Origin of the sequence: Streptomyces sp. NPDC050211 (assembly GCF_040656035.1) — a bacterium.
Lineage (GTDB): Bacteria > Actinomycetota > Actinomycetes > Streptomycetales > Streptomycetaceae > Streptomyces.
On the sequence record NZ_JBFALC010000060.1, the window covers coordinates 1 to 13941 of the forward strand.

The 13941-nt window shown below is 70.6% G+C and carries 15 protein-coding genes; 10 read left to right on the forward strand and 5 right to left on the reverse strand.

Translation table 11 applies throughout. The features are described 5' to 3' along the window. The first annotated feature begins 105 nt into the window (after nt 1-105). Nucleotides 106-1032, forward strand: coding sequence for a GNAT family N-acetyltransferase (locus AB0I98_RS38950; protein ID WP_362950150.1), 927 nt, complete (start codon nt 106-108; stop codon nt 1030-1032). A 100-nt stretch (nt 1033-1132) separates the two neighbouring features. On the opposite strand, the gene AB0I98_RS38955 is transcribed toward AB0I98_RS38950, so the two are convergent. Next, nucleotides 1133-3082 carry a DUF1996 domain-containing protein gene (locus tag AB0I98_RS38955; protein WP_362950250.1) on the reverse strand — a complete coding sequence of 650 codons (1950 nt, stop codon included), beginning with the start codon at nt 3080-3082 and terminating at the stop codon, nt 1133-1135. 354 nt (nt 3083-3436) lie between these two features. Between AB0I98_RS38955 and mgrA the strand changes: the two genes are divergently transcribed. The 3 genes from mgrA to AB0I98_RS38970 all read left to right on the forward strand — a co-directional run bounded on the left by mgrA (nt 3437) and on the right by AB0I98_RS38970 (nt 6191). Beyond that, a complete protein-coding gene (gene mgrA / locus AB0I98_RS38960) occupies nt 3437-4480 on the forward strand; it encodes an L-glyceraldehyde 3-phosphate reductase (protein ID WP_362950252.1) in 1044 nt (347 codons plus the stop codon). A gap of 113 nt (nt 4481-4593) precedes the next feature. Further along, nucleotides 4594-5469, forward strand: coding sequence for an oxidoreductase (locus AB0I98_RS38965; RefSeq protein WP_362950152.1), 876 nt, complete (start codon nt 4594-4596; stop codon nt 5467-5469). A 50-nt stretch (nt 5470-5519) separates the two neighbouring features. Then, nucleotides 5520-6191, forward strand: coding sequence for a class I SAM-dependent methyltransferase (locus tag AB0I98_RS38970; RefSeq protein WP_362950153.1), 672 nt, complete (start codon nt 5520-5522; stop codon nt 6189-6191). 14 nt (nt 6192-6205) lie between these two features. Here the strand turns inward: AB0I98_RS38970 and AB0I98_RS38975 are convergent, their stop codons facing one another. After that, nucleotides 6206-6844, reverse strand: coding sequence for a class I SAM-dependent methyltransferase (locus AB0I98_RS38975; RefSeq protein WP_362950155.1), 639 nt, complete (start codon nt 6842-6844; stop codon nt 6206-6208). Between the two features lie 246 nt (nt 6845-7090). Between AB0I98_RS38975 and AB0I98_RS38980 the strand changes: the two genes are divergently transcribed. The 6 genes from AB0I98_RS38980 to AB0I98_RS39005 all read left to right on the forward strand — a co-directional run bounded on the left by AB0I98_RS38980 (nt 7091) and on the right by AB0I98_RS39005 (nt 11120). Then, nucleotides 7091-8242, forward strand: a complete 1152-nt coding sequence (locus AB0I98_RS38980; RefSeq protein WP_362950157.1) for a S1 family peptidase — start codon at nt 7091-7093, stop codon at nt 8240-8242. Nucleotides 8243-8438: 196 nt separating this feature from the next. After that, the gene (locus AB0I98_RS38985; RefSeq protein ID WP_362950159.1) at nt 8439-8891 is read left to right on the forward strand and encodes a hypothetical protein; all 453 of its coding nucleotides are present in this window, start codon (nt 8439-8441) and stop codon (nt 8889-8891) included. 90 nt (nt 8892-8981) lie between these two features. After that, nucleotides 8982-9356, forward strand: a complete 375-nt coding sequence (locus tag AB0I98_RS38990) for an SH3 domain-containing protein (RefSeq protein ID WP_362950160.1) — start codon at nt 8982-8984, stop codon at nt 9354-9356. 26 nt (nt 9357-9382) lie between these two features. Then, nucleotides 9383-9769, forward strand: coding sequence for a hypothetical protein (locus AB0I98_RS38995; protein WP_362950161.1), 387 nt, complete (start codon nt 9383-9385; stop codon nt 9767-9769). 50 nt (nt 9770-9819) lie between these two features. After that, complete coding sequence (locus AB0I98_RS39000) at nt 9820-10185, forward strand: peptidase M23 (protein ID WP_362950163.1); 366 nt, start codon at nt 9820-9822, stop codon at nt 10183-10185. A 185-nt stretch (nt 10186-10370) separates the two neighbouring features. Next, entirely contained in the window at nt 10371-11120 is a 750-nt protein-coding gene (locus AB0I98_RS39005) for a carbonic anhydrase (RefSeq protein ID WP_362950166.1), read from the forward strand. A gap of 47 nt (nt 11121-11167) precedes the next feature. Here AB0I98_RS39005 and AB0I98_RS39010 read toward each other — a convergent pair whose 3' ends face one another. The 3 genes from AB0I98_RS39010 to AB0I98_RS39020 form a co-directional block, all read right to left on the reverse strand. Further along, entirely contained in the window at nt 11168-11620 is a 453-nt protein-coding gene (locus tag AB0I98_RS39010) for an NAD(P)H-dependent oxidoreductase (protein ID WP_362950168.1), read from the reverse strand. 53 nt (nt 11621-11673) lie between these two features. Then, on the reverse strand, nt 11674-13152 hold the full coding sequence (locus AB0I98_RS39015) for an MFS transporter (RefSeq protein WP_362950254.1): 1479 nt from the start codon (nt 13150-13152) through the stop codon (nt 11674-11676). Between the two features lie 184 nt (nt 13153-13336). Continuing rightward, entirely contained in the window at nt 13337-13924 is a 588-nt protein-coding gene (locus AB0I98_RS39020) for a rhodanese-like domain-containing protein (RefSeq protein WP_362950170.1), read from the reverse strand. Nucleotides 13925-13941 lie beyond the last annotated feature (17 nt).

The following is a 13941-nucleotide window of genomic DNA, read 5'->3' on the forward strand; positions in this document are numbered from 1 at the left end:
CGCCTCGGCCGATCGGCCGAGGCGCTGCCCGTGTCTTGTACGGCCGTCTGCTCAGCGGCCGTTAATGCGTTGCGGTCAGTTCACTCTCCCCCGGACCCTGACCCCATGGCCTACCCCCTGCACCCCGCCGCGCTCACCGACGCGGCCCTCATCACCGACCTGCTGAATGAGATCGACCGGATCGAGATCGGTCGGCCCGAGACCGACCTGCACACCGTGCAGGCCGACCTGAAGCACCCGGAAACCGACCTGGAGCAGGACTCCTGGCTGGCCTTCCACGGGGACCGGCCCGTGGCCTACGGCCTGTTGTGGGACGAGTCGGGTGGTGAGCGCATCGACATCGACCACTATGTGCTCCCCGATCACCAGCGGGCCGGGCTGCGCATGCTGGAGGCGATGGAGGCCAGGGCCCTGCGCAAGGCCCGTGAGAACGGCGCGGCGAGGGCCGTCGTGCATCTGCACCTGAACACCTCGCCGACGCTGGACACGGAGCTGATCCGGGCGCGGGGCTGGTCCGTCGTACGGCGCTATCACGTGCTGCACCGCCCCCTGGATCCCGCCCGCGACGGTGTGCCACCGCTGCCGCCAGGGGTGCGTCTGCGGGCGTGCGCCGAGGAGGCGGACCGGGTGCGGGTGCACGCCCTGTACCAGGGCACGTTCGCCGAGCACTTCGACTTCCAGCCGCGTACCTATCGGCAGTGGCTGCACGACATCGACGCCGAGAGCCTCGACTGGTCCCTGGTGTGGATCGTGAGCACCGAGGACCTGGGCGACGTCGGGTTCCTGATCGCCCGTGACGACCGCGCGGCCATGGGGTGGATCCGGAGCATCGGCGTCCTGGGCGAAGCCCGCGCCCGGGGCCTGGGCGGCCTGTTGCTGCGGCACGCGTTCGGCGCTTTCGCCGCACGGGGACGGGACACCGTGGGACTCGGCGTGGACACCGACAACGCCACCGGGGCTCCCGGGCTGTACGCCCGCCACGGCATGACCGTCCACTACGCCGTCGACACGTGGGAGGCGGTCCTGAGGTGACCGGCCGGGCTGCGAGGCCCCTCCCGGTGAAGGAACGACGGCGGCCGGACCTGTCTCGCAGGTCCGGCCGCCGTTCAGGTGCCCGCAGGAGCGGTCGGTGTCACGCCGAGCCGCGTCGCTTCAACAACAGCAGACCGGCGATCAGGAGGACCGCCCCGGCCGCGGCCGGCCACAACTTCGCGCCGGTTTCGGCGAGTGAGCCGTCGACGGTCTGCGGTTCGGTCTGTCCCGCCGCCTGCTGGTCGGAGCCGGCGTCGTTGGCCACCGGCTGCTGGGTCGCGGCCTCCCCGATCTCCTCGTCCTGTCCTCCGCTGCCCTGTGCGGGGGCGGCGTCGGACTGTTCCGGGGACGGCGAGGCGTAGACCTTGGGCTCGTCGGCCTCGGCCGGCGGGTTCGCGGCGCCGTTCTCCGGCTCGGTGGCCGGCGTGTCGGCCGGGGGCTCCTCGGTCTGCTGTCCGTTACCCGGGTCGCCGGGAGTGGCCTCGCCGTTGTCGCCGCCGGACGGGTCGTCGGCGCTCGGCGACGGCTTCTCCGGCTCGTCCGCGGGCGGGGCCGACTGCTCGGGCTCGTCCGCGGGCGGAGACGGCTGCTCGGGCTCCTCGCCCCCACCGTCACCGGTCCCCGCACCGCACTGGCGGCCGCTGTTGATGCAGTCCACCATCTCCGTCATCAGGTCCTCGTCGAAGACATTGATGAAGTCGCCGTGGTCCGTGACCGGCTTGTGCAGCTGCTCGGGGAAGGAGTCCACGGCGAACAGCGGCGTCGTACGGCCGCCGTCGTCGAGGCTCGGTGCGTCGATGTCGTAGACGATGCGCTGCACCAGTTGCGGGATGGCCTTGAAGCCGGTCGGGCAGCTGCCGTCGGCCGCGGCGAAGGCCACGTGCGTGCGGTGGTTGGCGCTGTCGATGTTCGAGCCGTCCCAGCAGCTCTGGAACTTGAAGGTGCGCACGACGTCGCTGCCTTGCGGGCAGAGCGGGTACTTGTCCTTCAGCTGCCGGTCCTCGAAGCCGGTGCAGCTCCATGAGGCGTTGGCGTTGGCGGTGCCGTTGACGAACGCCTTGGCGTCGCCGGTGATGATGCGCAGGAATCGCGGCATGGCCGTGACGTCGCCCTGCGGGCTGCCCACGAAGTTCAGCGTGACCTGCTTGGGCGTGACGATCTCACCGGCGTTGCCCTCAATGCCGCCGCCGGGAGAGTTCGCGTCCTGCTCCTGGACGCCGTTCTGCAGGCGCACCACGGGCCAGTAGTACGTGGACTTGTCGCCCTGGTCCTCGCAGCTGGTGTCGGCAGCGGCCAGGTCGTCGTCGCTCGCGAAGGCGTCGTTGGCCTGGTTGCCGATGTAGTCGTGGAAGTGGTGGGCGCCGTTGGTGACGCCGGGGGCCACGATCACGTTGTCCGAGTTGAACAGGCCGTTCTCGTTGACGCCGCAGCTGGTGGTGAAGGTGCCGCGGGAGGCGTTCGCCGGGCTCGGCGCGTTGGGCTGGACGGCGGTGATGTCCGCGTAGTCGGCGGCCACGGGGCCGTTGCCGGCCGGCTGGTCGCCCCCGTCCTGGCCGTCCTGCTGCTCCTGGTCCTGCCCCTGGCCCGCCTCCTGGCCCTCGTCGCCTTCGGCCTGGTCCTGGCCGCCCTGGTCCCCGTTCTCGAACGGGGCCTCGGGGGCGCGCAGTTCGCAGGCCGCGAGCGCGTCGAGTCCTTCGGGGCGGTCGCCGGCGCCGTCGATGGCCTGGGTGATGCGGTCGATCGTGGCGGTCCGGTCCTCCTTCAGCGGGTTCATGATCCCGCCGTCGACGGAGCCGCCGTCCTGCTGCGCGGCCTGGGCCTCCCTCAGCCGCTGGTAGGCGTCGGTGATCTGCTGATCGAGCACGGCGAGTTCACGGTCGACGTCCGGCCGTGCGGTGTCCGGCACCGTCGTCAGCCGGCTGCCCACGTCCGGGCAGTCGATCGTGGCGGCTCCGGAGGCGAGGACCTGATCGGTCCCGCTCTGCGTGGCGCCGTCCTCGGTCGCCGACGCGTAGACGTTCGCAGCTATCAGTCCACCTCCGCCCAACATCAGCGCGACCGCAGCAAAGGTCGCGCGCCGCTTGCCCGTTGGACGTCTGCGCGAGGTGCGAGTCAAGGAAGTACTCCTACGCGTGTGGATCTGCTCGGCATGGAATCCCCACGCCCCATACGGAACTCAGCCCTCGCGTGTTCAAACCCCTCACAGATTCTTGGAAATTTCTCAGATTGTTCGAAGCGCACCTCGGCCGGCAGGCGGCACCCGCGCCCCCGAACCGATTCAGAAACGCGACCGCTGAGTGGCATGACGGCGAGCTGTTGGACTTCACGATCACGCAGGAGCAGGGTGGGCATGTCCCGCGGTTCCGGCGGGGCACCCCGCACCGCACCACCCGGAGACCACCCGATGAACCACATCGCGAATCCCGAGCGCTACAACGGCACCATGCGCTACCGGCGCACCGGACGCTCGGGACTCGACCTGCCCGTGCTGTCCCTGGGCTACTGGCACAACTTCGGCGACGACCGCCCCTTCGAAACCCAGCGCGAGATCGCGCTGCGGGCCTTCGACCTCGGCATCACGCACCACGACCTCGCGAACAACTACGGCCCGCCGTACGGGGCCGCGGAGATCAACTTCGGTCGGCTGATGCGGCGGGACCTCGCCCCGTACCGGGACGAGCTGGTGATCTCCACCAAGGCCGGCTGGGACATGTGGCCGGGGCCCTACGGCCAGGGCGGCGGCTCACGCAAGTACGTCCTCGCCTCGCTGGACCAGTCGCTGCGCCGGACGGGGCTGGAGTACGTGGACATCTTCTACTCCCACCGACTCGATGCGACCACCCCGCTCGAGGAGACGATGGGCGCGCTGGACACCGCGGTGCGCCAGGGCAAGGCGCTCTACGTCGGTATCTCCTCGTACGACGCCGAGCGCACCCGGCAGGCGGCCGCCATCCTCCGGGAGCTGGGCACCCCGCTGCTCATCCATCAGCCGTCGTACAGCATGCTCAACCGCTGGATCGAGACCGACGGGTTGCTCGACGCCGCGCAGGAGGAGGGCTTCGGGGTCATCGGGTTCACGGCGCTCGCCCAAGGGCTGCTGACCGGGCGCTACTTGGACGGCATTCCCGAGGACTCGCGGGCCGCACAGGGCACGTCGTTCGACACCACGTGGCTGTCCGAGGAGATGCTGCACAGGCTGCGGGCGCTGAACGACATCGCCGACCGACGTGGGCAGACCCTGGCCCAGATGGCCCTCGCGTGGGCGCTGCGCGACGAACGCCTCACCTCCCTCGTCATCGGCGCCTCACGGACCGAGCAGCTGGAGCAGAACGTCGCCGCGCTGGAGAACCCCGACTTCAGCGCCGAGGAGCTGGCCGAGATCGACAAGTACGCCGGTGACGGCGGCGTCGACCTGTGGCAGGACGCCCGCCTCGGGAAGCTCCGTTGAACCGGTGCGGGTGCGCCCATGCACCCGCACCTGCGGGCCGGTGACGACGGCTGGCTCCCGGTGCCGTGAGCCGCGAGAATCGTCCTGCCGGGGCACGGCGGGAGTGAGGCCACATGACCAAGTGGACGGCGGCGGACGTACCCGACCAGCACGGGCGCACGGTGGTTGTCACCGGCGCGAACAGCGGGCTCGGCGCGGAGGTCACCCGGGCACTGGCCGGGGCCGGCGCTCATGTGGTCATGGCGTGCCGGGACCCGGACCGGGCGCGGGCGGTGGCGGAGCCGATCGGCGGGGACACGGAGGTGCGCCGCCTCGATCTGGCCGATCTGTCGTCGGTGCGGGCGTTCGCCGACGGTCTTGACGGCGAGGTCGACATGCTGATCAACAACGCGGGCGTCATGGCGGTGCCGCAGGGCACCACGGCGGACGGTTTCGAGCGGCACATCGGCACCAACCACCTCGGGCCGTACGCCCTCACCGGCCTGCTGATCAACCGCGTACGTGACCGTGTCGTCACCGTGTACAGCGGCCTGCACGTGCTCGGCCGGATCAGCGACGACCTGAACTGGGAACGCCGCCGCTACCAGCGGTGGCTTGCCTATGCGCAGTCCAAGCTCGCCAACGTGCTGTTCGCCCACGAACTCCAGCGCCGCCTCACCGCGGCGGGCCGGCGAACCATCTCGGTGGCGGCCCACCCCGGCATCGCCGCCACCGAGGGGCAGCGCCGCGACACATCGTTCCAGGGAAAGATCCTCGCCGGCGGGCCCGCGCAGAGCCCCCCGATGGGCGCGCTGCCGATCCTCTACGCGGCGACGGCTCCCGGGATCGTGGGCGGCACCTGCATCGGGCCGGACGGGTTCCTGCAGCGCCACGGGCATCCGACGACGGTCGGTCCGAGCCGTACGTCACGCGACGGCACGCTCGCCGCCCGCTTGTGGGAGCGGTCCGAACTCCTCACCGGCGTCCGCTACTCCATCGAGCCCCGCTGAAACCGTGTGCGCCGACTGCGGGTTGTGCGCCGTCCGGCCCTGTTGCGACGATGCCCGGGCACGCGCGTAGCGAAGGGGGCAAAGTGACCGCAGAGGACCAGCGTCCGCCGGCCGCGGTGGTGTTCGACGCGTTGGGGGCCACGTACGAGAAGGCCTTCGCGCGGTCCGAGGCGCATCGGGCCTCGCTGGAACGGCTGCTCGGCCGTCTCGCCCCCGGCAGCCGGGTGCTGGACGTGGGCAGCGGCACGGGGCGGCCCACCGCCGAGACGCTCGCCGCGGCGGGACATGACGTCCTCGGTGTCGACGTCTCCCCCGTCATGGTGGACCTCGCCACCCGGCAGGTGCCCGAGGCCACGTTCCGCTGCGCCGACATCCGCGAAGTCCCCCTCGACGAGGGCGAGTTCGACGCGGTCTGCGTGTACTTCTCGCTGTTGCAGATGTCCCGCCGGGAACAGTCCGACCTCGTACGGCGCTTGGCGCGTTCACTCAAGCCCGCCGGGCAGATGGCGCTCGCCACGGTGCCGGCCGACGTCGAGGACTTCGAGACCGTCTTCATGGGGCAGTCCGTGCGCGCGACCAGCTTCTCCGCCGAGGACTTCACCGCCCTGCTCACCGCCGCGGGCCTGGCGGTGCTGTCCCAGGAGACCGTGATGTTCGCGCCCGCGCTCCCCGATGCCCCGCCCGAGCCGCATCTGTTCGTGCACTGCGAGCGGGAGCCCTAGGCAGGCTGATCCGGTCAGGGGCCGGTGCGCCGGATGCGCCACACGTTGTCGTCCCGGTGGCCCTCGATGCCGTCGGGCGAGATGCTCGGCCGACGGACTGTCTCCATGGTCTCGATGCTCCAACTCCCATCGGGCAGGGCGAGTTGGGCGAGCACGCCGTCGAGCGTGGGGAACTCCACGTCGAAGGGCGCTTCGGTCTGCCACGACGGCCAGCCGGCGTGCAGCACGAGCAGCAGGGTGCCGTCGGCGGCGACCGCTTCGACGGCCTGCCGCAGCACCCCCTCCTGATCGATCCCTACGGGGGACTGCAGATAGTGCGCGCTCACCAGGTCGAAGCGTCCCTGCGGAAAGGTCTCGCCCAGTTCGTGGCGTTCCCAGGCGACCCGGTCGCCGACACCGGCCTCGACGGCGTGCTCGGCGGCGCGTTCGAGGGCGGTGGCGGAGATGTCGACGCCGGTGACGCGCCAGCCGCGCGATGCCAGCCAGACCGCGTCGGCGCCCTCACCGCACCCCAGGTCGAGGGCGGTGCCCGGGCAGAGGTCGGCCGCCTCGCGGACGAGCAGGTCGTTCGGGCGCCCGCTCCAGACTCGGGTGCTGTCGCGGTAGCGGGCCTCCCAGAACGCGGCGGGCTCCGTGACGGGGATGTCGGTCATGGTGTCTCCCTGAGGTGGTGAGCGATCCAGAAGTGCAGCCTGCGCCGCTACGGCATCCGCCGCAAAGCTTCTTTGCCGGTTCCGCAAACCAGGGGCACCCTCGGGCGCAGACCCGCCCAACAATCAACGGCATTGGCATGGACCTGATAGGTCCGCGTGGCTAAGCTCGGCTCAACCCCGGTGAGAGCGCTCTCAGTTTGCGGTTGTTCCACCCCCACCTCGTTGGAACGACGAAGGGCAACATCCATGAGACGCACCAGACTCATGCACGCCGGCCTGGCCGCCCTCCTGATGCTGGGCAGCTGGGCCGCCGCCGGAACACTGCCGGCCTCCGCGAGCGACTCCCCCGACACACCAACCCTCTCCACCGGCCTGCTGCAGGCGATGCAGCGGGACCTCGGACTGTCGAAGGACCAGGCCGAAGCGCGGCTGAAGGCCGAGCGGACCGCCACGGAGCTGGCGCCCACGGCACGCCGGGCCGCCGGAGCCGCGTACGGCGGTTCATGGTTCGACGCCGAGAGCGGACGGCTGACCGTCGCCGTCACCCCGGACGCCTCCCCCACGACCGTACGGGCCGTCGAGGCGGCCGGCGCCACCGTCCAAACCGTCGAGCACAGCGCGCGACAGCTCGACGCGGCGAAGGCACGTATCGACCGGCTGTCCGCGCCCTCGGGCGTGAGCAGCTGGCATGTCGATCCGGCCGCCAACACCGTCGTGGTGAACGTGGTCGACGACGAGCGCACCGACAACGATGTCCAGCGGTTCGTCTCCCAGGCCCGCAAGACCGGACCGGTCACCGTGCGGACCGTCCGGGACGCACCGGAGACCTTCGCGGCCGGCACCGTCGGCGGCGACCCCTACTACACCGGCAACGTCCGCTGCTCCATCGGCTTCTCCGTCCACGGCGGTTTCGTCACCGCCGGGCACTGCGGTGGGGCCGGCGCCGGGGTGCGCGGCTGGGACGGCTCGTACATCGGCAATTTCCAGGGCTCCTCGTTCCCGGACAACGACTACGCCTGGGTCAACGTCGGCAGCGGCTGGTGGACCGTGCCGGTGGTCCTCGGCTGGGGCACGGTCCCGGACCAGTTGGTGCGCGGCTCGGCCGTGGCGCCCGTCGGCAGCTCCATCTGCCGCTCCGGCTCGACCACGCACTGGCACTGCGGCCGGGTGCTGGCCATGAACGAGACCGTCAACTACAGCCAGGGCGCGGTGCACCAGATGACCAAGACCAGCGTCTGCGCCGAAGGGGGCGACTCCGGCGGCTCCTTCATCAGCGGCGACCAGGCGCAGGGCGTCACCTCCGGCGGCTGGGGCAACTGCTCCGGCGGCGGGGAGACCTGGTTCCAGCCCGTGAACGAGATCCTGGGCCGCTACGGGCTGACCCTGCACACCGCCTGATCCGTACGACCTGATCCGTACGACGACACAAGGCTCCGCCGGGCTGCCCGGCGGAGCCTTCTCCGTCCTGACAATTCTCAGGTGCCGCACATGTGCTGACGGACCCTAAGGTCGCGAACAAGGGCGATGACCAGCCACGCAGCCGGTCACCGTCCGCCGTAACGCCATGAACAACGCGACCCACGAAAGAGGGCTCATGCGCCGCCGTTCGCTCACGACCCTGCTCATGTCCGGAGGTGCCGCCGCCGTGCTGGCACTGACCACGCCGTTCACCGCTCAGGCCGCACCGCACTCGGGCGGCAACTACGGGGCGTTCGCCCACGAGGGCCAGTACCCCACCGTCTCCGGCTGCTCGGGCACGTTCCGGCAGGTCGGCGCCACCCAGCACGCCGAGGGCATGGCGCTGAAGTACTTCTACTCCGACAGCTGCGGCTCCTTCGCCCGGATCGAGAACTCCCGGGACAACTGCGCCGCCGTGCTGGAGCGTTCGAACTCCGGAGCCGCGCGCCCCGACGGCTGGGTCTCCGAGACCGTCGACGCGGGCATCGACTACGCCTACACAAAGATCGGCAACAACCTCGACGGCCGGGTCTCGCACGCGCTGCTCACCTGCGACGGCCATGTCCTGGCCGAGACGGGCTGGCACTGAGCCATCCGTACGGCACGAGCGCGTACACACCGCGCTGAAGAGCACCACCTCACCGAAGAGCACCACCTCAGCACAGGGGGAACACGCACCATGGCCACGCGCACCTTCACCAGGGCCGCACTCGTCGGCGCCGGAGCACTCGCCCTGCTCGGCCCGCTCACCGCCACGGCTGCCTCCGCCGCGTCCGACGCGGGCCGAGACGACGCCCGTGTCCTGGCGGCGCCGTACGCCGTCGTCCCGTACGAGAACGTCAACGTCCGCCAGGGACCGGACAGTTCGACCGCCAAGGTCGGCAGCGTCGCGGCAGGCCAGCCGCGCGGCGCCTACTGCTGGACGCGCGGCGAGACCGTCAGCGACCACGGCATCACCAACGACGTCTGGGTGCAGCTCGTGGAGGGCTATGTGAGTGCCGTCTACCTCAAGGGCAACGAGTACGGCGACCTGCCCGCCTCCGCGACCTGCTGACCTGCCCGAGAAGGGGAACGTACGCCATGCGCAGGAGAATCGGACTGCTCGCCACCGCCGGGGCCCTCGCCCTGGTCGGTGCCACGGCCCCGACGGCCGCCGCCGACGGACACGGACCCGGCATGTACGGCGTCTGGGCGACCGACGTCAACATTCGCGAGGTCTATCCCGACGCCTGCTGGGACCACCCGTCCACGACCAACTGCCCGTCGGTTCTGGGGCAGGTGAGCGCACCGACCGAGGTCTTCGTGCGCTGCCAGTTCTCGGGTCAGACGATCGGCGGGAACCCGTACTGGGTGGTCGTCGAGGTGCCCGGCTGGACCAAGTACGGGGTGATGCCCAGCTACTACATCGACAACGCCACCAACTGGATCGACGGGGTGCCCACGGAATGCGTCTGGGCAGGCGGCTGACCGCTGCCCCACACCGATCACCACACTCACCATCTCCGGGGGAGATTCACATGAACAAGGTCATCCGCCGTACCGCCACCGCGCTCGCCGTGGCCACGCTCACCACCGGCGCCCTCGCCGCCACGGCCCAGGCCGCCCCGGCCGACGGCGACCCGGCCCTCACCGACGTCTACATCTGGGCGACCGACGTCCAGCTCCGCGAGGACACGAACACCTCGTCCAACGTGCTCGCGGTCCGCTCGCAGCACTGGCTGGACGCCGTGTGCCAGAAGCAGGGCCAGACCGTGACCGACCCCGCCGTCGGCACGAACAGCTGGTGGACCGCGGTCCAGGAGTTCGCCGGCAGCGACATCGCCTGGGTCAACAACCTGTACCTGCAGGGCGGCGAGAAGATCGAGGGCGTCCCGGACTGCTGACGCCGGCCGATCGGGCCGTACGGGATGCGGGGCGAGCCGGGCGACCGGCTCGCCCCGCGGTTCTGCCAAGAGCAGCCCTCACCAGCACCAAACACGGGTCCGATCTTGCCCATGATTGCGTCACGGCCGGCCATGATTCGGCAAGGCGGGGGTTCAGCCTCCGATCCGCACATACGTTCAGGGACGTGAACACTCCCCACAGAGCGGCCGGCCTCAAGCCGACCGCCACGACGCCCGCCCGACGCACACTCCTGCGCGCCGGGCTGACCGGAGCCGCGGTCCTCGGTGCCGCGGCCACCGGCGCATCCAACGCGTCCGCGGCCACCCCCGCCCCGGTCACGCGAACCCGGCCCAGCACCCCCGGACAGGCCCGGCGTGAACTCGCCGCGGGCAATCTGCGCTGGCGCACCTTCCGTGAACGCCACCCGGACGAGACGCCCGACGTGCGGCAGGCGCTGACGTCGGGTCAGCATCCCTTCGCGGTCGTGCTCGGCTGCATCGACTCCCGCGTGCCGCCGGAGCTGGTCTTCGACCAGGGTCTGGGCGACCTGATGACCGTACGGACGGCCGGTGAGGTGCTGGACGAGGCAGTGCTCGGCAGCATCGCGTACGGGGTACTCGAACTCGGCATTCCGCTCGTGATGGTGCTCGGGCACCAGTCGTGCGGTGCCGTGAAGGCCGCCGTAGAGGCCGACGAGTCCGGGAAGCGGCTGCCCACCCATATCCAGTACCTGGCCGACCAGATAGACCCGGCCATCGATCACACCGTGGAGGGCGACGCCCGCATCGACGCGACGATCGACGCCAACGTACGGCTCGTCCGCGCACGGCTCGCCGCGGAACCCGATCTCGCCGCGAAGGTCGACGCCGGTCAACTGGACATCGTGGGCGCCCGCTACCAGCTGACCAGTCAGCGCGTCCACCACGTCGTCTGACGGTCCGGCGTGGCGCGTGGACCGGACGGTCTGCGCGCCACGCCCCTTCAGCTCATCAGTCCGGCGGCGAGGGTCGCGCCGAGTTCCCAGCACGCGTCGATGTCGGCCTTGTCCGGCGTGCCGGTCACGGTCACCGTCTCCGCCGCACGCCGCCAGCCCAGGCCCGTCGTGACCGACTCGATGCCGCGGACGGCTCCGGTGACGTCGCTGCCGCCGTGCACGTAATAGCCGAACGGCCTGCCTCGGGTCTCGTCCAGGCAGGGGTAGTACACCTGGTCGAAGAAGTGCTTCAGCGCGCCGGACATGTAGCCGAGGTTCGCGGGAGTGCCGAGCAGGTATCCGTCCGCGCCGAGCACGTCGGACACCGTCGCGGACAGCGCCGCCCGCCGTACGACCCGGACGTCCTCGATCTCCGGCGCCGTCGCTCCGGAGACGACGGCTTCGAACAGCGCCTGGCAGTTCGGCGACGGTGTGTGATGCACGATCAGCAAAGTGGCCACAGAGCGAACCCTGCCGTGCCGGTTCCGTCGGCCGCAAGCCGCGACGGCGTGGCTCAGGGGACCGGGCCCACCCCGCCCTTGAGGCGTTCCAGGTCGGAGGGGCGGACCTGGATGACCAACAGGGCGATCACCGCGGCGATACCGGTGAAGATCGCGGCCACGATGAAGGCGGCGGAGACACCGGAGGCGAGGATCTCGTCGGCCCAGGGGGAGGGCAGCTGGCCAGTGCGTTCGAAGCGCAGCCGTTCGGCGGGGGTCGCCTGGGACAGGAAGGCCGGGATCTGTTTGTCGGCCTCGTTGTTGCTGGCCGTGCCGAACATGGTGACCAGGATGGACAGTCCGAGGGAGCCACCGACCTGCTGGGTCGCGTTGAGGAGGCCGGAGGCGGCGCCGGTCTCGTGGACGGGCACGTTGGACAGGGCCATCAGGGTCAGGGACACGAACTCCATGCCCATGCCGAGGCTGAAGACGAGGATCGGGCCCAGGATGCTGCCCGCGTAGGTGGAGTGGACGTCGGTGAGCGTCAGCCAGGCCAGGCCCGCGGCGGCCAGGATCGCGCCCGTCACCATGAACGGCTTAGGCCCGTATTTCGGCAGGAGTTGGGAGGCGAGACCCGCGCCGACGGCGATGACCGCGCTCACCGGCAGGAAGGCCAGGCCGGTCATGAGCGGGCTGAAGTCCAGCACGTTCTGCACGAAGAGCGTCAGGAAGAAGAACATGCCGAAGATCGCGGCGGCGAGGCTCAGCATCATGCCGTAGGTGCCGGCCCGGTTGCGGTCGGCGAACATGTGCAGGGGCGTGATGGGCTGCCTGGAGCGGCGTTCGACAAGGATGAACAGCAGCAGGATCACCACGGCCGCGCCGAACGAGGCCAGGGTGAGCGCGTCCCGCCAGCCGTCCTGTGCGGCCCGGATGAACCCGTACACCAGCAGCACCATGCCGACGGTCGAAGTGAGCGCACCGGTCAGGTCGAAGTGGCCCGGGTGACGCTCGGACTCGCGGATCCAGCGCGGGGTGGCGAGCACGATCAGCAGTCCGATCGGCACGTTGACGAACAGCACCCAGCGCCAGTTGAGCCACTCCACCAGCATCCCGCCGGCCAGCAGCCCGATCGCGCCGCCGCCCGCGGAAACCGCGGCGAAGACACCGAACGCCCGGTTGCGTTCCGGGCCTTCGCGGAACGTCGTGCTGATCAGGGCCAGCGAGGTCGGGGACGCGATGGCGCCACCGACGCCCTGGAGGGCGCGGGCGGCGAGGAGTTGGCCGGCGTTCTGCGACAGTCCGCCCAGCAGTGAGGCGAAGACGAAGAGCAGCACGCCGAAGATGAACACGCGCCGTCTGCCGAGGATGTCACCGGCCCGCCCGCCGAGCAGCAGCAGTCCGCCGAAGGTCAGCGTGTAGGCGTTGACCACCCAGGACAGGCTCGCCGTGGAGAAGTCGAGGTCCCGCTGGATCTCCGGCAGGGCGATGTTCACGATGGTGATGTCGAGGACCACCATCAACTGGCAGGAGGCGATGACCAGAAGCGCCATCGCGCTGCCCCGGCCACCGCCCTCTTTCTCCTGCTGAGTGGTGGTCCGTGCTTGGGGTGCGGGCTGCGGGCTGGTCATGACAGTGCGCCGTGCGGCGGATCAGTGGCCGGTTCCGGCCACCATTCGACCGTACGCCGCAGCGCGGCGGACTACCACTCGATCTCCAACTCGATCTACCACCCGATCACCTGTCGCGCAGTGCCGCGATCGTGGTGGCGAGGTCCGTCTCACGGGGACGGTTGTGGGGCAGCTTGGACAGGATCACGGCCATTCCGCAGGTGTTGGTGAGCGCGGAGAAGACCAGGCCTCCGGCGATGCCTGCCGACAGGAGCTGGAAGGCCGGATGCACCAGCAGGGCGAGCAGCAGGCCGAGCAGGACGATGGTGCCTGCGGTCAGGCGGACCTGGCGTTCCATGCTCCAGGTCGCACGGGGGGCGCTGGTCGCGGGCCGGTCCACGTCGTGGCCCGCGGCGGCCCAGGCGTCGGTGCCGCCCGCCAGGGAGGCGGCGGAGATGCCCTGTTCGGCCAGGACGGCACGGGCGTTCTCGGAGCGCGCGCCGGAGGCGCAGACGAGCAGGAGGTCGAACCGTTCCGCGGCGTTCCGGAGGTCGGGCAGTGTGCGCCGGATGTGGTCCAGAGGGATGTTGAGCGCGCCGGGCAGATGGCCCGCGGCGTACTCACCGGGGGTCCGTACGTCGATGACGGTCAGCTCGTGCAACCGGGCGTGCGCCTCGTCGGTGTCGAGGGTGACGGGCGCGGAGGGGGCGGTCATGCGTGAACCTTTCGGTG

Coding starts and splice junctions, on each gene's coding strand:
- AB0I98_RS39015 (WP_362950254.1), bottom strand. CDS start 13,152: ATGGCGCTTCTGGTCATCGCCTCCTGCCAGTTGATGGTGGTCCTCGAC.
- AB0I98_RS38990 (WP_362950160.1), top strand. CDS start 8,982: ATGGCCACGCGCACCTTCACCAGGGCCGCACTCGTCGGCGCCGGAGCA.
- AB0I98_RS38955 (WP_362950250.1), bottom strand. CDS start 3,082: ATGTTGGGCGGAGGTGGACTGATAGCTGCGAACGTCTACGCGTCGGCG.
- AB0I98_RS38965 (WP_362950152.1), top strand. CDS start 4,594: ATGACCAAGTGGACGGCGGCGGACGTACCCGACCAGCACGGGCGCACG.
- mgrA (WP_362950252.1), top strand. CDS start 3,437: ATGAACCACATCGCGAATCCCGAGCGCTACAACGGCACCATGCGCTAC.
- AB0I98_RS38950 (WP_362950150.1), top strand. CDS start 106: ATGGCCTACCCCCTGCACCCCGCCGCGCTCACCGACGCGGCCCTCATC.
- AB0I98_RS38980 (WP_362950157.1), top strand. CDS start 7,091: ATGAGACGCACCAGACTCATGCACGCCGGCCTGGCCGCCCTCCTGATG.
- AB0I98_RS38975 (WP_362950155.1), bottom strand. CDS start 6,844: ATGACCGACATCCCCGTCACGGAGCCCGCCGCGTTCTGGGAGGCCCGC.
- AB0I98_RS38995 (WP_362950161.1), top strand. CDS start 9,383: ATGCGCAGGAGAATCGGACTGCTCGCCACCGCCGGGGCCCTCGCCCTG.
- AB0I98_RS38970 (WP_362950153.1), top strand. CDS start 5,520: ATGCCCGGGCACGCGCGTAGCGAAGGGGGCAAAGTGACCGCAGAGGAC.
- AB0I98_RS39020 (WP_362950170.1), bottom strand. CDS start 13,924: ATGACCGCCCCCTCCGCGCCCGTCACCCTCGACACCGACGAGGCGCAC.
- AB0I98_RS38985 (WP_362950159.1), top strand. CDS start 8,439: ATGCGCCGCCGTTCGCTCACGACCCTGCTCATGTCCGGAGGTGCCGCC.
- AB0I98_RS39000 (WP_362950163.1), top strand. CDS start 9,820: ATGAACAAGGTCATCCGCCGTACCGCCACCGCGCTCGCCGTGGCCACG.